The organism is Halorussus lipolyticus (assembly GCF_029338375.1).
In the GTDB taxonomy this organism is placed as follows: Archaea; Halobacteriota; Halobacteria; order Halobacteriales; family Haladaptataceae; genus Halorussus; species Halorussus lipolyticus.
Genome location: NZ_CP119804.1, coordinates 1,827,432 through 1,847,394 on the forward strand (window position 1 = coordinate 1,827,432; position 19,963 = coordinate 1,847,394).

19 protein-coding genes are annotated in these 19,963 nt (G+C 64.6%); 10 read left to right on the forward strand and 9 right to left on the reverse strand.

What is annotated here, in order from left to right; genetic code table 11:
- The first annotated feature begins 9 nt into the window (after window positions 1-9).
- Complete coding sequence (locus P2T57_RS09315; RefSeq protein WP_276298920.1) at window positions 10-1,179, forward strand: NAD-binding protein; 1,170 nt, start codon at window positions 10-12, stop codon at window positions 1,177-1,179.
- Between the two features lie 214 nt (window positions 1,180-1,393).
- On the opposite strand, the gene P2T57_RS09320 is transcribed toward P2T57_RS09315, so the two are convergent.
- The 3 genes from P2T57_RS09320 to P2T57_RS09330 all read right to left on the reverse strand — a co-directional run bounded on the left by P2T57_RS09320 (window position 1,394) and on the right by P2T57_RS09330 (window position 4,684).
- A complete protein-coding gene (locus tag P2T57_RS09320) occupies window positions 1,394-2,893 on the reverse strand; it encodes an HPP family protein (RefSeq protein WP_276298921.1) in 1,500 nt (499 codons plus the stop codon).
- 523 nt (window positions 2,894-3,416) lie between these two features.
- Complete coding sequence (locus P2T57_RS09325; protein ID WP_276298922.1) at window positions 3,417-4,148, reverse strand: nucleoside phosphorylase; 732 nt, start codon at window positions 4,146-4,148, stop codon at window positions 3,417-3,419.
- 164 nt (window positions 4,149-4,312) lie between these two features.
- Window positions 4,313-4,684 carry an ArsR/SmtB family transcription factor gene (locus P2T57_RS09330; RefSeq protein ID WP_276298923.1) on the reverse strand — a complete coding sequence of 124 codons (372 nt, stop codon included), beginning with the start codon at window positions 4,682-4,684 and terminating at the stop codon, window positions 4,313-4,315.
- A gap of 176 nt (window positions 4,685-4,860) precedes the next feature.
- On the opposite strand from P2T57_RS09330, the gene P2T57_RS09335 reads away from it, so the two are divergent.
- On the forward strand, window positions 4,861-5,388 hold the full coding sequence (locus P2T57_RS09335; RefSeq protein WP_276298924.1) for a DUF7509 family protein: 528 nt from the start codon (window positions 4,861-4,863) through the stop codon (window positions 5,386-5,388).
- Here the strand turns inward: P2T57_RS09335 and P2T57_RS09340 are convergent.
- From P2T57_RS09340 to P2T57_RS09350, 3 genes are all read right to left on the reverse strand, one after another.
- Window positions 5,385-6,293 (reverse strand): ATP-dependent ribose-1-phosphate kinase, encoded by a 909-nt coding sequence (locus P2T57_RS09340; protein WP_276298926.1) that lies wholly within the window; start codon window positions 6,291-6,293, stop codon window positions 5,385-5,387. The genes P2T57_RS09335 and P2T57_RS09340 overlap by 4 nt on opposite strands.
- Window positions 6,294-6,608: 315 nt before the next feature.
- The gene (locus P2T57_RS09345) at window positions 6,609-7,412 is read right to left on the reverse strand and encodes a DUF63 family protein (RefSeq protein WP_276298927.1); all 804 of its coding nucleotides are present in this window, start codon (window positions 7,410-7,412) and stop codon (window positions 6,609-6,611) included.
- Window positions 7,413-7,486: 74 nt separating this feature from the next.
- Window positions 7,487-7,918, reverse strand: coding sequence for a DUF7553 family protein (locus tag P2T57_RS09350; RefSeq protein WP_276298928.1), 432 nt, complete (start codon window positions 7,916-7,918; stop codon window positions 7,487-7,489).
- Window positions 7,919-8,020: 102 nt separating this feature from the next.
- On the opposite strand from P2T57_RS09350, the gene P2T57_RS09355 reads away from it, so the two are divergent.
- The 8 genes from P2T57_RS09355 to P2T57_RS09390 all read left to right on the forward strand — a co-directional run bounded on the left by P2T57_RS09355 (window position 8,021) and on the right by P2T57_RS09390 (window position 16,559).
- Complete coding sequence (locus P2T57_RS09355) at window positions 8,021-8,422, forward strand: SPW repeat protein (RefSeq protein ID WP_276298929.1); 402 nt, start codon at window positions 8,021-8,023, stop codon at window positions 8,420-8,422.
- Between the two features lie 191 nt (window positions 8,423-8,613).
- Window positions 8,614-8,757 carry a hypothetical protein gene (locus tag P2T57_RS09360; RefSeq protein ID WP_276298930.1) on the forward strand — a complete coding sequence of 48 codons (144 nt, stop codon included), beginning with the start codon at window positions 8,614-8,616 and terminating at the stop codon, window positions 8,755-8,757.
- Window positions 8,758-9,405: 648 nt separating this feature from the next.
- The gene (locus P2T57_RS09365; protein ID WP_276298931.1) at window positions 9,406-9,969 is read left to right on the forward strand and encodes an NUDIX hydrolase; all 564 of its coding nucleotides are present in this window, start codon (window positions 9,406-9,408) and stop codon (window positions 9,967-9,969) included.
- 81 nt (window positions 9,970-10,050) lie between these two features.
- The gene (gene tgtA / locus P2T57_RS09370; protein WP_276298932.1) at window positions 10,051-11,517 is read left to right on the forward strand and encodes a tRNA guanosine(15) transglycosylase TgtA; all 1,467 of its coding nucleotides are present in this window, start codon (window positions 10,051-10,053) and stop codon (window positions 11,515-11,517) included.
- A gap of 210 nt (window positions 11,518-11,727) precedes the next feature.
- Complete coding sequence (gene arcS / locus P2T57_RS09375) at window positions 11,728-13,479, forward strand: archaeosine synthase subunit alpha (RefSeq protein ID WP_276298933.1); 1,752 nt, start codon at window positions 11,728-11,730, stop codon at window positions 13,477-13,479.
- A gap of 29 nt (window positions 13,480-13,508) precedes the next feature.
- On the forward strand, window positions 13,509-14,522 hold the full coding sequence (locus P2T57_RS09380; RefSeq protein WP_276298934.1) for a HEAT repeat domain-containing protein: 1,014 nt from the start codon (window positions 13,509-13,511) through the stop codon (window positions 14,520-14,522).
- A gap of 488 nt (window positions 14,523-15,010) precedes the next feature.
- The gene (locus tag P2T57_RS09385) at window positions 15,011-15,583 is read left to right on the forward strand and encodes a hypothetical protein (protein ID WP_276298936.1); all 573 of its coding nucleotides are present in this window, start codon (window positions 15,011-15,013) and stop codon (window positions 15,581-15,583) included.
- A 133-nt stretch (window positions 15,584-15,716) separates the two neighbouring features.
- Window positions 15,717-16,559 carry a GNAT family N-acetyltransferase gene (locus tag P2T57_RS09390; protein ID WP_276298937.1) on the forward strand — a complete coding sequence of 281 codons (843 nt, stop codon included), beginning with the start codon at window positions 15,717-15,719 and terminating at the stop codon, window positions 16,557-16,559.
- Window positions 16,560-16,565: 6 nt separating this feature from the next.
- Here P2T57_RS09390 and P2T57_RS09395 read toward each other — a convergent pair whose 3' ends face one another.
- From P2T57_RS09395 to P2T57_RS09405, 3 genes are all read right to left on the reverse strand, one after another.
- Window positions 16,566-17,735, reverse strand: coding sequence for a hypothetical protein (locus P2T57_RS09395; RefSeq protein ID WP_276298938.1), 1,170 nt, complete (start codon window positions 17,733-17,735; stop codon window positions 16,566-16,568).
- 36 nt (window positions 17,736-17,771) lie between these two features.
- Complete coding sequence (locus P2T57_RS09400; RefSeq protein ID WP_276298939.1) at window positions 17,772-18,212, reverse strand: MoaD/ThiS family protein; 441 nt, start codon at window positions 18,210-18,212, stop codon at window positions 17,772-17,774.
- A gap of 472 nt (window positions 18,213-18,684) precedes the next feature.
- Window positions 18,685-19,818 carry a PH domain-containing protein gene (locus P2T57_RS09405; RefSeq protein ID WP_276298940.1) on the reverse strand — a complete coding sequence of 378 codons (1,134 nt, stop codon included), beginning with the start codon at window positions 19,816-19,818 and terminating at the stop codon, window positions 18,685-18,687.
- Between the last annotated feature and the right edge of the window lie 145 nt (window positions 19,819-19,963).

Consider the following 19,963-nt stretch of genomic DNA (forward strand, 5'->3'; position numbering starts at 1 on the left):
GAAACGGGTATGGAGGCGAGAACGTGGCGGGGCCGGGTCGGCGTCCGCGTCATCGTGACTCTGACGTTCGCAGTCGCCCTGCTCTCGATAGCTACGGGCGTCTCCAGCATCGGGTTCACCGCGGCCTCGACCCAGAACCTCTTTGGCGGGCAGATTCCCGAGTGGGCACAGGAGACCGCCGGATTCACCGGGACGCTGACCGGGTTCCTGATGCTGGCCAGCGCGTTCGGGATGCGCCGCGGCTTGCGGTCCGCGTGGTACTCGACGGTCCTCCTGCTCCCCCTGACCGCGGTACAGGGGTTGGTCCAGTCGAGTCCCTACTCGATACCGCTGGTCGCGGTGTCGCTGGCCTCGCTCCCGGTGGTCCTCGCGGGTCGTCCCCGCTTCGACCGCGACGTAGACCTCTCGGCCTCGCAACTCGCCGCGCTGGCCGCCCTCGCCGGTGTCCAGATGTACGGAACGACCGGAGCCTACGCCCTCGCCGACCACTTCCAGAACTTGGACACGCCCCTCGACGCCTTCTACTACACGCTCGTCACCGCCAGCACCGTTGGATATGGCGACATCACGCCAGCGACCCAGACCGGACGACTGTTCAGTCTGTCCGTCGTCGTCCTCGGCACTGCGAGTTTCGCCGTCGCGCTGGCCTCGCTGTTGGGTCCCGCAATCGAAGCCCGCCTCGCATCAGCACTCGGAAGAATGACAGAAGCACAACTCGAACTCCTCGAAGACCACGTTATCGTCCTCGGGTACGGCGACCTGACCGAACCGATTCTGAACGAACTCGACGGCCAATCCGAGTTCGTGGTCGTGACGCCGGACCCGGAGCGAGCCAGCGAACTCAACGACCGCGGATTCAAAGTCCTGAAGGCCGACCCGAGCGACGAGGAGCCACTCAGGCGGGTCGGCATCGAAGAAGCGCGGGCGGTCGTCGCCGCCACGAACAACGACGCCGAGGACGCGCTGGCCGTCCTGACCGCCCGCCAACTCAACCCCGACGTGCGCATCGTCGCCGCCGCCACCGACCGCGAGAACGTGGACAAACTCCGGCGGGCGGGCGCTGACTCGGTTATCAGTCCGGCCAGCATCGGCGGCCACCTCCTCGTTCGCTCGGCGCTCGGGAGCGACGGGATGGAGAGCGTGGCCGACCGACTCTCCGGCGAGTCGCCGAAAAGCTGAGACCCGGCGTCCGCACGGTCTGAGGCCCATCTGAGAAACATTTACCCACCTTTTTTGATTCTAAACCTGTCTTTCCCCAATCTAAGAGTTGCCTATAGCGCACCGTCAGACGCTGACGCTACTCGCCGCCGTTCGCGCTCTGGTCGCTTTCGCCGGGGTCGTAGAGCCAACGAATGTTGCCACTCTCCAGAACGAACGCAGGAATCTCCAAGTGCTACCCCCGGTGGACGATTGCCACGTCGCAGTCCAAATCGTGGAGACGCTCGAACGTCGGCGGCGAGACGAACCGCGAGGCCGCCGACCGGTCGGTACTCGCGCCCATCACCGTCAGGTCGTAGTACTCGTCGTTGGCTTCGAGGAAGGACTCGATGGACGACCGGGAGACGCGGGTCTCGAACGACCCTTCGAAGGCCTCCACGAGATTCGCCAGCGTAGTCTCGGTCGCCCGGCGCTCGTCCTCGCGGTCGATGCAGGTGCAGACACTGACCCGGCCAGACCGCCCCGAGACCCGGCGAGCGAACTCTATCATGGCGTGGGCCGTGTCGCCGGCGCGCCGGACCGGAACCAGCGTGCGCTTCCAGCGCTCTCGGGACGAGTCCGCCGACCGAAACGCCACCGTGTCGATGTTGCTCCGGAGCAACTCGCGGACGAACGACGAGAGGGTTCCCTTCTCCTCCTCGTAAGGCGTGACGATGAGGTCACAGTTGGTCTCTCTGGCGGTCTTGAGGACGGTCCGCGGGAGGTCGGTGCCGTCGCCGACCACGACCACCTGACAGGGCACCCCGACCTTGGTCTCGATACGGTCGGCCTCGGCCTCTAACTGCTTGGCGGCCTCCTCGGCGACCCGGACCTCCTCGGACTCCACGTCTCGGGCCGTTCCCGACCCGACCAGTTCGGTTTCGGACTCGTCGGTCGGCACCTGCATCGTCTGCTCGGCCTTCTCAACGTCGTCCTCGTCGATGACATCCAGCAGGACGACCTTGCCAGCGTCGTGGGCCGCCGCGAGTCGCGCGCCGAACATGGCGGCGGAGCGAGCGCGTTCTCCTCGCATCGGGACCAGCACGTGGTCGTCGCCCTTCGTGGACTGGTAGAGGTAGCGCGACCGGCGCTCGTAGAACTGCTCGCGCCAGACGTGGAAGGCGCTGGCGACGATAACGCTGGCGACGAACACCGACCCCACGAAGTCCACGAGGAACTCGTTGATGCCGGCGGGACTGGTGAACGCCGGCGCGATGAGCGCCAGCAGGGCGGTCGAGAACGCACTCGGTTCCTCGAAGTCCAGCGCCCACGTCGCTCCTCCGGTGAGGAAAATCGCCAGCGCGGCCTCGGCGGGCGAGACGAGGAGTTGGCTCGAACCGAGGGGGTCCCGAAGCGCGGTGTGGAGACCGAACCAGATGGCCGCAGTCCCGCAGAGTGCGCCGACCGTGAGGCCGCCGACGAACTTGGTCGGCGAGGCGTAGGTGCCCTCGGGGTCGGCGAACAGCGTGAACGTCCCCGACGCCAGCGGCGGGAACAGGACGAACGGAAGCACGTCCACCGAGTTCGAGATGGCCGTCACCAGCGCGATGAGGAGGGGGATGAGGAGCAGGACCGAGAGGTGAATCAGGTTCGAGGTGTGTTCTATCCACCGGCGAAAGTCCCGAATCTCCCGGCGCTCGAACCGACGCACTCGCCGGACTGCGGCGTGATAGCGCGTCCGCAGACTATCCAGCATTACCGACAGTTCGACGGTCCTTCCCCAAGTATCTGTTCGCTCTGGGAAAGAGGTGTTTGGATACGCAGGGAGTGTATTCAGATATGTAGCTGAAACCGGAGCGACGGTTTCGAAAGCCCTCGCGCGGTTCGCGGTCGCTCAGCGACATATCCGCCGCGCGCAGTCCTGCGCGCGGCGGATAGGGGTCGGCTGAGACGACCGAGATGAACGCGAACCACGCTCGCCCTTTCAGTCCACCGAGGAACGTGGAGTAGTCCACCGAGCAAAACGACTGACAATCTGCCGGCGAACGCTCGGCCGAACAACCGGCATGGATGCACTCGGTCAATCAACCGGCTGGGTGGGATGAAGGGGCCGGCCGGTCGCGCTTGCTTGGTCGTCTGAGTAGGCCACTATTCGGCGCGTGGGTGGTGCTGAGAACGCGCCGAATATCCTGCTCAGCGACCGCGACCGGCCGGGGGCTTCAAGAAGACACGACCACCTCGATTCTGCTGGTCGCCAGCTATTAAAAACAGGTGAAGACTTACTCAGCCAGTTCGACAACAGCATCGAGCGTAATCCGAATCGCGCGCTCGACGTTGTTCTTGGCCTTCTCGGGCAGTTCTTCGTCCTCGGTCTCGCCCTTCTGGGTGCCCTCCACGAGGTTGCCGTCCACCGTGCAGATGGCTCCGGCGGCCATGCCTCTGCGGCGGGTCAGCGAGAAGACCGCGGCGGCCTCCATCTCGACCGAGAGGATGTTTGCTTCTTCCCAGTCGGCGACGTACTCCTCGGTCTCGGCGTAGAAGGCGTCGTCGCTGGCGATGGGACCGACGTGGACCTCCTCGTCGTTCGCTTCCGCGGAGTCCACGAGCGACGTGAGGACATCGTAGTCCGGGACTGCGGGGTACTCCACGTCCTCGTAGCGCTTGCTGGTGCCCTCGTTCTTCGCCGCGCCGGTGGCGATAATCATGTCGCCGATTTCGATGCCCTCTTGGAGCGCACCGGTGGTCCCGACGCGGATGACCGTCTCGACGCCGACGTTTTCGAGTTCCTCGACCGCGATTGCGGCCGAGGGACAGCCGATTCCGGTCGAGCAGATGGTGAGTTCGGTGCCTTCGTACTCGGCGTTGACGACCTTGTACTCGCGGTTCTCGGCGACGACCTCGGAGCTATCGCAGAGGTTTGCGATGCGGTCCACGCGACCGGGGTCGCCGGGGATGAGCGCGATGTCGTTCAGGTCGCCCTCCTCGACGAGGAGATGGGGTTGTTTCGCCATGCGCGAACGTTGTCGGGAGAGGGAGAAAAAGCGTGAGGATTCGGCGTCGGGGCCGGCAACTCCGAGGAGAGACCGATAAAGACCCCTATACAATGCTTTAGAACAAAATTTTAATCTTTAGGCAAACAGAGAGTGCCCTCGAAGCCGACGACGAAGGCCAGCGGTCAGGAGTATCGGTCCTGAATGTCCCACTCGGTCCGGATGAGTTCGCCGATGCCGTGTTGCATTACGGCCTCACCGAGCGAGGTTGCCACGTAGTAGGAGTAGAGGCCGTCGGCCCCGCGCTCCTTCTCCAAGCGATTGCCCACGACGCCGACCGCCTCCAGTTTGTCGAGGTGGTAGTGGAGTTTGTTCGAGGGGATGTCGAGGGCGTCGGCGAGTTCGCTCGCGCTCAGTTCGCCCTCTCGCAGGAGTTCCGCGACGATTCGGTACCGGGTCTCCTCGCTGACCGCTCTCTGCATTGCGAGGTAGTCTTCGAGTTCGAGGACGCTCTCCTCGGGGAGCTTCGGGGGGTCGTAGCGTTCTGCTTTGGCCATGTTTACTCCATTCTAACCGGGTTAGTTAGGGACGAATGTTTCCACATGTCCCCACATGTTTTCACACGTTCCCACATGCTTCCACATGTTTCTAATAACCCTTAACACTTCTTGAGTCAACATCCGCTGAAACAGCCGCTATTTATAAATAGACGCAGTACATCGACCGAAAACGAATGCGAGACCGCCTCCTCGACACCCTCGACTCCACCACCCACTGGCGCTTTCTCGTCTACGTGATGGGGCCGTACAAGTCCCACGTCACCGAGAACGAGGAGATGTACGCTTTCCTCGAAATCGTCCGGGACGGCCTTCGGCGCGAGGGGTTCAACGCCTTCCTCGCCACCGACCCCGACATCCCACTGGACGAGATGGACGCCGGGACCCAGACACTCGAATTCGCCCGTGCGAGCAACGTCGTGCTGTTCGTCGTCCCCCACGAAGGAAAGAACCTCGGCGTCGGCATCGAGGTCGGGGCCGTCCTCGAAGACATGACCGACCGCCAGCGCGAACGCATCCTGTTCGCCCACGAAAAGGGTATTCGGAGTGCGATGATAGGCGCTGTCGGCGACCGGTGGAACGTCACGCGCCGGACGTTCGCCGACGAGGCCGACCTGCTCGACGAAGTGAAACTATTCGCCGCCGACGTGATTCGGAAGGAGGACACCGGCGAACTCCCCTTCCCGCCCGGCGAAGAAAGCTAAAACTGCCCGTCCAGAAACGCCCCAACGTCCTCGAACGTCGGCGCGGTCCGCGCGCCCTCCTCCATCGCGGCCAAGGCACCGCAGGCGTTGGCGAACTCAAGCGCCCGCTCGTAGTCCGCGGTCGGGCCGACGACGCTCCCGTCGCGCAGAAGCACCGCGAGGAACCCCGCGGCGAAGGCGTCTCCCGCGCCGGTGGTGTCCACGACCTCGGCGTCGAATCCGGGGTGGTCGATGGACGCCTCGGGGGTATCGACCTGCGCGCCCTCCTCGCCGTGCTTGATGACGACCACGCGACCGTGGAGTTCCGACGAGGGGTGTTCGAGGTCGCTGTCCAGAATCGTCCGGGCCTCGCGGTCGTTGAGAAACACCACGTCGGAGTAGGCCAGCGCCTCGCCGAAGTCGCGCTCGGCGAGTCGCCTGCCGGGGTCGAAGGAGACGCTCACGCCCGCTTCGGTCGCGGTCCGGGCCAACTCGGCCGCGGTGTCGGGGCGCTGGCTAGTCAGGTGGAGGTGGTCGGCGCTGGTGACGTACTCGGGGTCCACGTCGGCGGGCGTGACCGCCTCGTTCGCGCCCTCGTTGCCCAGCACCATGACCTCGCCCTCGTCGTCCACGATGAGGTACTTCGTGGTGGTCTCGCGGGCCTCGACCTCCAGCAGGTGCGAGCAGTCCACGCCCGCGTCGGTGAGTCCTCGGCGGACGAACTCGCCGGTTTCGTCGTCGCCGACGCTCCCGACCAGTCCGGTCTCGAACTCCATGCCCGCCAGCGCGACGGCGACGTTGGCGGCGCTTCCGCCGCCGGAGCGCCGCTGGGCGTCGATTCGGGCCTCGCCGTCCGGCTTCGGGAGGGCGTCCACTTGGAGGGTCACGTCCCAGTTGACGTGGCCGGCGGTTATCACTTCGACCATGGCTGGCGACTGGGGCGGCGATTTGCGAGCGACATACCGCCACGGTATGCACCCGGCCGTCAAAACGCTGGTGGGTCGGCTAGGTGACGAGTGAGTTTCTTCCTCGCTGGTCCGAACCGAGGTCGTCAGGGCCGACAAAACGATGTTTTAGAAAGCCCGCGACCGAGCGGCCCCTTTCAGTCCACCCAAACAGGGGTTTGTGGAATCAGGCTTTCGCCGGTGGAAAGCGCCATGGAGCGCGGGCGCTTGTCATCTCGCGCAGGTACGCGCACGAAACAAAATTAAATACCCGCGAAACACACCGATTTCGGTCCCCTACCCCGTCACGATGAACAGCAGGAGGTTGTGAACCCCCGGCCCGAGGCCCACCGCGGCGACCGCCCCGAGGAGCAAGTACCCCTCGGTCGGGTCCTCGCGGACGAAATCGGCGAAGAGGACGACCACGACCTCGGCGATGGCGAGTTTCACGAGGACGAACAGCCATCCGACGCCGAAGGTCTCTGCTGTCGGAAGCGAGGCCGCAACGTCGAGGACGGCCCGCGAGATGGGGGTGCGCTCGCCGAATCCGAGCAGGTCCACGCCGACCGCGGTCGAAACCGCGTCGAGCGAGTGACTGAACAGCACCAGCGCGCCGGTCGCGCCGGTCGCGGCGGTTACGCTCGGATGGGTCCACCGGGTCGCACCCCAGAGAATCCCGGCGAGGAGGAAGGCGAGGACGGCACCCACAAGCGGCCAGAACAGTCGGAGGCCGCCAGCACCTCGGGCGAGGGCGTAGGCGACGACTGCGCTGGCGGCCAGCACGCCGACAGCGACGACCGGCCTCGCGGGGTCGATGTCGGTCCGTATCGCTGTCAACCAGACCAGTCCGGCCGGAACGAAGGTCGTGAGGTAGACCGCCGGAGTCCCGAGCAGTGGGCTGACGACCTCGGGCACCCACTCCAAGACGTGGAGGACGTGGAGGCTCGACCCGACGACGACCCACGGCGTCAGCGCGAGGACGGTCCGGTCGGAGACGTGGGGGTCCGACCGGGCGAGCGCCCCGGCGACGAGCGCAACCGCCGCGAGGAGGCCCACGAGGTACGGGAGCGGCGGGAGCGCGAAACCCTCTGGAAGCACCATGCCGAAAACCCGGAAGCGCGTGGCCGAAAGGTTTGCGGTCGGACGCGAGTCCGACTCTCGCGCCGGAGACGGTCTCAGGTGTTCGCTTCGACGACCGACACCGCGTTGTAGGCGGCGTCGTCGCCGGTGTTAGCAACCGTGACGCTCAGGGTTGCTTGGCCGACCGGGAGGACGCCCTCGTACTCGGGTTCCTCGTGCTGGTGGACGCCGTAGTCCACGACCGCGAAGTCCTCGTCGGTCCCCGACAGCGAGTCGCGGAAGACGTGGATTCGATTGCGCGCAGACCGGACCGCGCGGCCGGCCTCGTCGTCCAATAGCTCCTCCATCCGGAGGAGTTCGTTGTCGATTTCGTCGAGGACGCCCTCGCGGTCGGCGAGGTCCCGGTCGGCGAAAGCGTCGAGTCGGTCCCGGACGGTCTCGAACTCGTCTGCGACCTCCTCGTCGGTGTGCTGGCGGGCACGCTCCAAGTCGTCTCGGATGTCGATAATCGCAGGTACGGATGACACAGTGTTCCCCCGCCGAAAGTCTGGGACCGGGACGAAGAAGTGTCCTCCGGCGGGGCGTTCGATTTATTCTCCTCGGGACCCAACTCCATTGGGGGTTCGACCATGAGTGAGACAACCACGGACAGCGACAACACTGGGGGGTACATCTCGGCCGCGACCGCACTGCTCGGCGCGTGGCTCATCGTCGGCGTGTTCGTCTTCTCGCCGATGCCGGACGCCAACTTCTGGAACGACATCATCGTCGGCGGCGCAATCGGGACCATCGCGGGCTACAACGCGATACAGTCCGACGACCGGGGTATCAACACCGGGGCCGCGTCGCTGGTCGCCCTGTTGGGCCTCTGGATGGTCATCGCACCGTTCGTCTTCGAGACGACCGGGGCCGCGTCGTTCTGGAGCGACGTCCTCACCGGCGCGCTGGTCGCGGTGCTGGCGGGCTACAACGCCTATCGTTCCCGCGAGACCGACCGCCGCGCCACGACCGCCGAGGCCGAGACCCCGTAGATTCAAGCCGGTCCTTTTTCGGTGAGAATCAGTCTAAGAAATATTTGCACGACTATTAGACACAAGTATATCAGCTAAGCAACGAATCGTATTTCTTTCCCCGTTATTTCGACGGGTGGACGCGAACCGCTCGGAACGCGACCACCGCAGAATTGCTATCTCGACATACGGTTTATCGCGGCGGTAGTGGGGTGCGACCCGCGGTAGAACGCGGTTCGGGCCACATCGCAGGCCGCGTTCACGGAGACCGACGACCATCTTCGACCGACGACGCCGACGGAACGACACCCAGCGACCAGATTCGCCGAGACGAGTCCGCGGACGAGGACCACTGACCGCTTCGAACCTCCTCGCGCGCTGGGGGCCGACTACCAGCTACCCCTTCGACCGGAGAGTGCGAGGACCCGCTGAGTCAGTCGCCCGCAATCCCAACTCGCCACCCTGAAACCGGGGATTAGACCGGGAAAGACCGGCGTCGCCGACGCCGGGCCGCTGTTCCCGAGCGCGACTGATTCGCGGGGTTCGGTCCGAGTGCCGGCACTCGTCCAGTCGGCGCTATCGGCTATCGTTTCCGCAATGCTCTCGTCGGCGCGCGTAGAACTGCGCGCGCCGAGGAGTACACCACTGAAACGCCAAATCACCTCGACAGAGAATGGTAATCCAGCAACTAGTTCGAGATTCCGGGGTCGCTTTCGCTACGCGAGGAGACCCCGGTATCGTCGCTCGGGTCCCAAACCCAGACTTCCCCAATTCGACTTCCCTACCGACCGACCCGGCCGCTCTCGTCCGGCCGCCGAACTGGATTTTGCGGAAAACGCCCGCACGGCGAAGCATCGTCGGTCGAATCGCAGGGTCGAAAACAGCTGTGAGCATGCTATAAACCAGTAAGCGGTATATTAAATCTGTCTCGGGGCGGCGTCACCTCTCCGAGGCCAATCGTAGAGTAGCAAAGCACCTTTTTTCTCCGGGCCGAACCCCGCTGTATGAGCGACGACCGAGACGAACTCGCGTGGGACCTCCTCGATTCGGAGGTCGCTTACTCGTGTCCCGGATTCGACGTGCGCCGCGAGGAGGTCCGCCTCCCGGACGGCACCGAAACCGACTTCGACTACCTCTCGGAACCCGAGAGCGTCGTGGTCCTCCCGTTCACCCCCGACGGCGAAGTCGTCGTCATCGAGGAGTGGCGACAGGCGGTCCGGCGGGTCAACCGAAGCCTCCCGGTCGGCGGAATGGAACCCGAGGACGACGACCGGGAGTCGGCGGCCCGCCGCGAACTCCGCGAGGAGACCGGTCACGAGGCCGAAACCGTGGAGTTTCTGACCAGCGTCGAACCGGCAAACGGGGTGGCGAACTCGGTCCTGCACTTCTTCGTGGCCCGCGGGTGTACCCCGACCGCCGAGCAGGAACTGGACCACAACGAGTCGATTCGGGTGGACACGACCACGCTGGACGAACTGCGGGAGCATATCCGAGAGCGCGATATTCGAGACGGGCGGACGACACTCGGACTGCTCTACTACGAGGCGTTCGGGACCGCAGACGAATAGGACGAGTTGCAGTCCGGCGCGGAACCGGACCGACGCGGGAGAACGGAACCCTTACCCTCGTCCTCGGGCTATTCCGCGCCAATGAGAGACCACTTCGAAATCCGCGACCAAGACGGTCTGGGTCGCATCGGGGAACTCTCGGTCCCGCGTGCCGGCGTGACCGTCGAGACCCCCGCACTCCTACCGGTCATCAACCCCCACGTCCGAACCGTCGAACCCTCGCGCCTCGAATCCGAGTTCGGCGCGGAGATTCTGATTACGAACTCCTACATCTTCTACGGAAGCGACGACTACCGCGAGGAGGCGCTCGACAGGGGCCTCCACGACGTGCTGGACTTCGACGGAGCCATCATGACCGACTCGGGGTCGTTCCAGTTGGCCGAGTACGGCGAAATCGACGTGACCACCCCCGAAATCCTCCAGTTCCAGCATGACATCGGGAGCGACATCGGGACGCCCGTAGACATCCCGACGCCGCCGGACGTGCCCCGCGAGGAGGCCGAGGACGAACTGGCCACGACCCAAGAGCGCCTCGAAGTCGCCGAGGGCGTCGAGGTCGGCGACATGCTGGTCAACGCGCCGGTACAGGGTTCGACCTACCCCGACCTGCGCGAGGAGGCCGGTCGCCACGCCGAGGCCACCGACTTGGACGTGTTCCCGGTCGGTGCGGTCGTCCCGCTGATGAACGACTACCGCTACGCCGAGATGGTGGACGTGGTTGCCGGGGCCAAGCGCGGTCTGGGCGCGGACGCGCCGGTCCACCTGTTCGGCGCGGGCCACCCGATGATGTTCGCGCTGGCGGTGGCGATGGGGTGCGACCTGTTCGACTCGGCGGCCTACGCCCTCTACGCCCGCGACGACCGGTATCTCACCGTCCGGGGTACCGAGCAGATGGACGATTTGGACTACTTCCCCTGCTCGTGTCCGGTCTGCGCCGAGTACACCCCCGCCGAGATGCGGAGTCTGGCCGACCGAGAGCGCGAGGAGCTACTGGCCGAACACAACCTGCACGTCACCTTCCAAGAGATGCGGACGGTCAAGCAGGCGCTCCGCGCCGGAAATCTGCTGGAACTGGTCGAGACTCGCGCTCGCGCTCACCCCGCGATGCTCGACGGCTACCGCGCGCTCACCGACCACGCCGACCAACTGGAGCGCGAGGACTCGGTGTCGAAAGGGGCCTTCTTCTACCTCTCGGGCGAGAGCGCCCGCAGACCCGAGGTCGTGCGCCACCACCAGCGCCTCGAACGCCTGAACCCCGAGGGCGAGGTCCTCTTGACGGAGGGCGGCCGGAGCGACCGCTACGACGAGTCGTGGCGCGTCGTCGCCCCGTTCGGTCCCTTCCCGCGGGACCTCTCGGAGACGTACCCGCTGACCGCCGAGGTGCCCGAGGAGATGGACGCCGAGGGGTACCGCTCGGCCGCGGAGGGAATCGCCCGACTCGTAGAGGCTAACCCCGAGACAGAATTCACGCTGGCCTACCACGACTGGCCCGAGAGCGCGCTGAAGGTGGTCCCCGAGCGAATCGACACGGTTGACCTCGCGGAGTAAATTCTAGCCGTCTTTCACTCTCATAATTATTTCTAAGAGCACTCTTTTGATGTTCAATACACTGAAAGACATTTGTTTGTCGAGGCACGCTCGCGGCGTGCCGAGAGTTACAGTAACGATGCGTCCGCGCCCGTAGTCGAAAACACGGAACACGAAATCCGACGCCGAGGACTCGCAAGATAGTTGCCTATCGACCCCCGAACCGGTGGTATGACCGACTACTTCGAAGTTCATGACCGCGACGGCGCGGCGCGAATCGCCGAGTTGCGCCTCGCGGACCCCGTGACGACGCCCGCGATTGCGGACGACTTTCTCGCCGACGCCGGAAGCCTCTGGACTGCCGACCGCGAACTGCCCGAGGGAAGCGAGGAGAACCTCACCGTCCTCCCCCACCGAGGGTTCCCCAGCGGAACCGACGAGGAAGTCATGGACTCGTTCGCGCCCGACTACCCCGACGTGGACTACCCGAGCGCGGCCGTCGTCGCGCCCGAAACTGCCGACGACTACGGGGCCGACGCCTACGTCCTCTCCGGCGCGCAGGGGTTCGTCGGCCACGGCGCGGGATTCAAGGACGCCATCGTCGAGACGAAGGAGGCTATCCCGGCCGACAGCGCGCTCTACCTGCCGGGGGTCGCCACGCCGGAGAACGTCGCCACGCTGGTCTACGCCGGGGTCGATTTGGTGGACACCGATGGGGCCTACGTCGCCGGAACGCAGGGCAGATACCTGACCTCCGAGGGCCTCCACTTCCTCGACAACCTCTCGGAACTCCCCTGTGCCTGTCCGGCCTGCCAGCAACCCATCTCGGAGTTCACCCGGCAGGACTGCGCCGACCACAACGTCAACGCCCTCCGGGCCGAGTTGGGAATCGTCCGCGAGCGAGTTCGGTCCGGGCGACTCCGGGACTACATCGAAGGGCAGGCCCGCCACGAGCAGTGGCTGACCGCCGCCTTCCGGGAGTTCGACCAGCAGTGGAGCTACGTCGAACAGCGAACGCCCCTCATCCGGGACGCCGAACTCTCGGCGACCACCGAGGACACCCTCCAGCGCGTCGAAATCCAGCGGTTCGCCGACCGCGTGACGACTCGCTACCAGAATCGCTTCGACCACCCCCTCGTGCTGGTGCCCTGCTCGGCGACCAAACCCTACAGCGAGTCCCAGAGCCACGGCCAGTTCCACGACGCCATCCAGTTCCGCGCCCACACCGTCTCGATGACCTCGCCCATCGGCGTCGTCCCGCAGGAACTCGAACTGACCTACCCGGCCCAGCACTACGATTCGGTGGTCACGGGTCGCTGGTCCGAGGACGAAAAGCAGTTCGTCGCCGAGGTTCTGCGGCGCTACCTCGAACGCAACGACTACCCCCGCGTCATCGCCCACGTCCCGCCGGAGGGCTACCGAGAGGTCTGCGAGCGCGTCGAATCGGAACTCGGCATGGACTTCGAGTACACCGTCGAAGACCACCCGACCACCACCGAGTCGCTGGGCAACCTGATGCGAACTCTCGACGGCGAACTCAAGTACGGCAAGCGCGAGCGCCAGCACAACACGGTCCGGGCCATCGCCGACTACCAACTCGGCGACGGGGCCGGAGACGACCTGTTCGACAGCATCCAGACCGAGGCCCGGTACCCCAAACTCCGGGTCCACGACGACGACGGCGAGCAACTCTCTGCGATGGTGCCCCAGTACGGCGTCCTCTCGTTCACCCTCGCCGGTGCCCGCCAGTGGGTCGAATCTGACGCACCGACCAAGCGCGTCGAAATCGACGCCTTCGCTCCTCACGGGAGCGTCCTCGCGCCGGGCGTCGTGGACGCGGACGACGACATCCGGGTCGGCGACGAGGTGGTTATCGAGGGACCGAAGGCCTTCGCCGTCGGCCGCGCCGAGATGTCCGGGCCGGAGATGGCCGAGAGTACCCGGGGTATCGCCAGCACGGTCCGGCACGTCCAGGAGAAATAGGTAACAACGTTATTGTATTACTTTCGTTCATGGGAGTAGTTTCGTCACTTTCGTTCGAACTGAGCGAAGAGATAGACGAGTCAGGGAAGACCCATCCACTCGGTGAACTCTCGGTCACGCTCGATACGACTCCGGTTCCTGATTTTCCGGGAACGATATCATTCACTCGTAGTGTCTTTTCTTTCGAGTGGTGTTTCACGCCAGCGTTGCGGTCGATACCGACGTTCTTGGCGGGGCAACCAGTAAGGATATTCACCTTCGAGTACGACGAATGGTGGGCGCTACCACGAGACGAAGACACCGTGTATTTCGTCTGGAAAACAGGGAATGGAACTCCAGATGAACGCCCGCCGACGCCGATCAAGAAATCTGCACTTGCATGGGCGCTCGTGACGTACTGCCGCAAGACCACGCACTTCGACGCAGAGGGGGAGCGTGAACGGGCGGCCCTATCAATCGCCCGAAAAGCGATTGCGATCTACGAGTCCTCGTCTTCCGTTGCTCTCGATGATTATCGAGAGTTACGGGCTTTCGAATGGCTCCTGTGTGATTGGTGCCTCTCGAAATTTCCCCGATCACAGCCCCAACTCTACGACTCCGATACGCTTGAAACAGTCCTTTCGTGGGTTCGCGAGAGCGAAGACGACGAGCTCGCCGTAGCTGCTTACGAGACGCTGTTCGGAGAAACAGAACTTCGGGAAGAGACACTCAACCGAATGATAGAAAAGCCTGATTCGAGACTTCTCGATACGGGGATAACCGGTTGGGAGTTCCGGGATGACCTCGCGGCCAAATGGGTGACCTTGCTTCGCAATATTGTTGAGGAAGCCGACGAGCTTCCAGTTCCAGAGGGTGAGGCAGTTGATTCGATTACGGTTGGCCTGTACGCGCACAACGACCGGCGAGTGCGCCGGCGAGCGGCCGAGTTACTTGGTGAGATCGGGGGACCGCGGGCGACGGAGAAACTAAAAAAGCTCGCTACCGGAGACGACGAAACTGTGAGTCAGACCGCACGCGGCCTCTTGGAGAGTGAGTGCGAATGACGGAGAAGCGTTGGGTCCCGGAACTTGACGAACCACCGTCCGAATCCGCCTATCCCGACTCGATGTGTGAACTTACCGTTGAGAGTGACGGCGAAGCGGAGACGGACCGATACTATTTTTCTACGACCGACGGGACGCCGGTCTCTTCGCTCGCCGTCGAATGGACTGACGAGGAACGACACCGGACCGACGCCGCCATTGCAATCGTTCCTCTCCTCGCGGGACGTACTCAAGATTGGCTTGACCACGCAGTCCTCCTCGGCGAGTATGCAACGTGGTCTACGTTCGCGTATCATCTCGAAAGCGGTATCGGAGTTACTGCGTACGACGATAGCGAGAACGCAGTTCGACCGCTTGGAATCGTCAGGCCACTTCCGCTCGCAGAGACGCTCCGGTCCTATGCGAGTACTCGGAATCCCGAGACCGACTTCAGTCACCTCTTCGACCGGTATCTGGAGGATGCAGAGAGAGCAATCGAGTTCTACCGAATGGCCGGCGACCTGGACTCATTCCGCTTCAAGCGGTCCGAGGACGCCATTGATGCGTACCTGTTCAGTTACCAGTCGGTCCCAGACGACCCGCGGACGTCGGCGGTCGTCCGAGATAGGGAGTGTCTCGCTCCGAGAATTGAAGCTCTATTCGATAGCGAGGACGAACTCGCCCGAAAGCGATTCATCGACCTTCTCTACTACCACGAGAATCCGTGGATAAGGCGAAAAACACGGACGATACTCGCAGAGACACCCGACGAGCGGGCAACCGACGCGCTCTGGTTACGCGTTCACGACGCAGAACCGTGTCAAGATGAGGAAATTATCGACATCCTTCGCCTGCTGTCGAAACTGGTCGGTGAGGCCGGGGCCGACCAGCTTGCCCGAAACATCATCACGTGTGTCGGGACCAACGAGCGCCAACTCATCGAATGCTGCGGTTCGGTATCGACGCCGCTTGCGAACCAAGCACTCGAACAGGTGGCCGACTGGCTCGATGCAGGTGACTGGGACCCCGGTTCAGAAATCGCCGTAAGCCTCGAATCTACGCTCGACGCGGCGGGGGAGTGAATCTCGAAGTATATCGCTTCTCCAGCGACCGTCTGTGTGACACGAGGAAAAGCAATAGGTCAAACGTATCTACCGCATACTCGCTCTTATCGACTCAATAACCATGAGGACAGCTGGCGTAGGTCGGGGCGACATGGGAACACCGCAACTGGAGTTCGACAGCGACGTCGAGGGGCGAATCTACCGGTACGTCGAGCGCCACGGGTCGGCCACCCGCGAGGAGGTCCGCGACGAGGTCCGGGTCGAGGAGACGGCGGGGGCTAAGCCGCCCCGGTCGGGTACCGAGTCGCCGGCCCGGCTACCGGTCGCGGAGTTCAACGAGTACATCGACGACCTCCTCGAATCGGGGCCGCTGACCGAGCGCGACGGACGACTCTACGTCGAACCCGACGAGGAAACTGAAATTCACGAGACCGACGGCTTCGAGTACGTGGTCCGGCCCGCCGACGAGGACGACCGCGAGGCCATCGCGGCCCGCATCCGGGAGGTCGCCGACGAGGGCGCAATCGTGGTGGACGAGCGAGTGGCGGATGCGATAGAGCAGGAGGGGGCGCTGATTCGGCTCAACGAGCGCGAGTCCCGGATGTTCTTCGTGGCCGAGATTCGGCCGGCGGGCGGCGAGTCGGCGGGTGACGAATCGGAGGACAGGGAGTCGGAGCGCGAAATCGTCGGCTGGGTCCACGTCCACGGCTTCGAACTCCCGGCCCGGAGCCACACCGCCGAGTTGACGGTCGGGGTCGCCCCGGAGTACCGAGAAAACGGAATCGGCGGGACGCTCCTCGAACGCGGAATCTCGTGGGGCGACGACGAGGACTGCATCAAGGTCTACCAGAGCCTCCCGGCGACCAACGACGCCGCCCTCGACATGCTGGACGAACACGGGTGGGAGCGCGAGGCGACCCGCGCCGACCACTACGAAGTCGAGGGCGAACTCGTGGACGAGGTGCAGATGGCCAAGCGGTTGGACGGCGAGTAGGGCACGTTATCGCTCGGCGAACACCCCGAGGACGAGGCCGGCGAAGACGACCGCTCCGGCGAGCGCGCTGACTCGTCCGGCGAGCAGGAGGTCGGGAGCGTCGGCCAGCGCACCGCCGAGTTCGGCCAGCAAGCCGACGCCAATCAGCGCGACCGACGCCAGCGCGGTCCGGTCCGAGGCCCCGCGGAAGGTGCCGACCGTCGGCGGGTAGAACTGGTAGGTCGCGCCCACGATGGTCAACCCGAGGAGACCGAGGACGTTGAGCCGAAAGTGGGCCGAAATCAGGGCGGGCGCGACCCCGTTCCACGCGAAGTGGAGACCGACCAGCACGCCGAGGACGCCCGCGATGACCCCGGCGAGGACCGCGTAGAAGCCGACCCGGCGGCGCTCCGAGCGAGCGAACAGGACGGCGTAAGCCAGTGCGAACCCGACCACGGCGGTCGCTTCGAGCAGTGCGCCGGCGCGGAACCACGCTCCTCGGTAGAGGCCCCACGCGAGGACAGCGGGACCGACAGCCCCGGCGGGCAGGACGACCGCAACGAGCGATTTGGGCGGCGAGGCGACCAGAAACCGGGGAAAGAGCCGGAACCCGACAGCGAAAAGCAGGAGGCCAGCGGTCCCGGCGGCCAGCAGGTGGGCGGCGCGGGCGACTCCAATCGTCTGCACACTCGCGTATCCGGTCAGGGTCGCGTAGCTACCGACGACGAGGTACCCCAAGACGACCGGCACGAAGGCGTTGGCGAAGCGGTCAATTTGGCGGCGGTCGGCGTTGGCCTCGCCGGTGCCGGTCTCTCTGCCGGTCGGGTTGTCCCGGAGGGTCCACGCCAGCACAGCGACGAAGACGACCACGCCCGCCGACCACAGGAGCGCGCCGACGAGACCGGCGATTTCGGGGATTCGGGGGAGCGGCGCGAGCGCGAGGCCGACCGCACCGAGCGCGGTCAGCGGCAGGTGGACCATCGGCGCTCGGGGGACGGCCAGCGTGCGGTCGAAGTACGAGGGCACCAGCGAGTAGGCCTTGCCGAAGACGGTGTGGAGAACGAAACCGTGGACTGCGAGCGCGACCCGGATGTCTCTGGGCGTGCCGGCGACTGCGGCGACCTGCCACGCGACGAGGAACACCGCGCTGGCGGCGACGAAGCGCCGCGCCCACCGGGAGACGACTCCGGCGCTCATGGCGACTCGTCGGCCCCCGTCTCGGCTACAGCCATGTCAACAACAGAAGATGAAGGGGTACATGAGTCCCACCCGGTCGCCGTCGCCGAGTTCGGTGTCGAGTCCCGCGAGGTGTTCGTTGAACGTGCCGTTGACCGTCACGCGGGCGTAAGTCCGGGTCTGTTCGCCCTCGGGATTCTTCTTCCACGTACCGGGCAGGTCGTCGGGCGCGTCGGCCCACCCGCTGGTCGAGGCGTCGGCGTCCGTCTCCGCGAGGAGCAGGTCTTTCACGTCGTACTCGGCGAAGAAGGCGTCGAGGAACTCCCGGAGGGTGGTGCCCTCGAAGGTGAACGCGAGGTCCGACTCCCCGATGGCGGTCCGGACGTGGCCGGTACACCGGACCTCGACGGTGGTCTGCTCGGGGTCGGCGGTGTCCTCGTCGGGGGAGTCGTCGGCACCGCTCGGTGGTCGCTCGGCGGACCGAGTGTCTGTGGTCATGGTCGAGAGTACGTCCTCCGTCGCGGAATAGGGTGTTCCGAACATGTTCGGTTAGGTCGTAAATTCGGTGGTGGTTGATTTCCGTTGTCGCCGAGTATAGACGTGTTTTCAAATGGTAAAGACAACAGAACAATTTCTAAAGAAATAATCCTCTGCGTATCGGCGCGTGTGGGAGCGGCGCGGAAGCGCCGCTCCTCGCGCGCGAGGGACGAGTGAGCGAAGTCCTGCTGAGCGTAGCGAAGCAGGGCTCGGAAGACGCGGTTTGTCTTCCGGCGCGAACGAGGAGGTTGGGGAGGTGTGAGGTTCGCGGTAGCGGTGCGGTAGACGGCGTTGTTCAAGTCTGAAGCTAGCTTCTTCTCGATTTCCTGTTTTTCTCGGGTTCCTCCCTCATCGCGCGCTACGCAACGGAACTCACCGAGTCGAAATCGCCCGGTCGAAAACGCAAAATCGTGGCTTCACCCGAGAGACCGTCCTAATTATCCAGAAGCGACCGCTTCTCCGCCTCGAAGGCGTCGTCGTCGATGTACCCCGCGCGGTTCAACTTCCCCAACTGCTCGATGCGCTCCAGCGGGTCGGTGTCGTCGTAGTCGATGCGACTCGTCAGAATCTGGCGCTGGACGTACTGGATGGCGTCCACGACGTCCTCGGCACCCGACCGCGACTCCTCGACGGCCGACTCCGGCACGTGAACCCGACAGACCGGCCCCCACGTCTGGCGGACGACCAGCGTCCCGCTCTCGCCGTCCTTGCTCCGGCCCTCCATCCAGTCGAGCGCGCTGTAGGGGATGGCCGTGTCGAATTCGGCCTCGTCGTCGGCCTCGAAGTCCTCGAACCGGTAGGTGGTCTCCTCGCCGTTGAGGAGCAGTCTGCGGTCGGTCACCACGATTCGGTCGATGGGTTTGAAAGCGTTCTCCAGATGCTCGACCGTGACGCTGGAGGCCGGAATCAGGTAGTGGGGTTGCTCGTCCTCGCCCAGCGGTTCGAGGAGACCCTCCAGTCTGTCGATGTCCAACGCGCCCTGTGCCCGACTGCTCAGGCGCTGTGCCCGTCTGCGCTGGATGCCCGAGTGCCAGTTTTCCGGGAAGTCCCACGTCTCGATGTCGGTGTAGAAGATGAGAAACTCGATGAGGTCGAGCAGGTGGCGCTCCTCGACGGGTTCGGCCACGTCGAAGATGTAGCCCTCGTCGTCGGTTTCGACCACGAACCTGCTGTTTGCGTTCTTGACGTTGAAGCCCGTGATGTCGTCGTAGTAGGCCGACCGGCACTCGTCGCCCGACGCTTGGCCGACCACGAGAAACAGGCGCTCCTCGGTGAACGCCGCGATGGTCCGGTAGTCCGTGCCGGGTTCGAGCCTTGACCCGTCGCTGGTCGTGATGAGGCCCGACTCGCTGTGGAAGACGTAGTGGGGTTGCTCGTCGGCCGCGAGGTGGGCTAACAGCGACTTGTCGCGGAGATACCCCGACCCCGAGAAGAAGCGCTTGGAGTCGGTCCGCGTGAGGACCTCCGCGGTGACCGTCTCGTCCTCGGCGTTTGCCACGACTCGTGAGACGAACTCCTCGTCGTACTCGTAGCGAACTTCGTCGTCGTCGTCGCCGAACAGGCCCATCGTCTCAAATTCCAGCAGTCAGAATACTTAATGGTTCAGATACCGGCTCGGAATTCGCCCGAAATCCTGCTGGCGTCGGGTCGGACCCGACCGGAATCGCTGTCGGGGACGGCGTGGTTATTTGGCCGGCGAGGTCCAACGACTC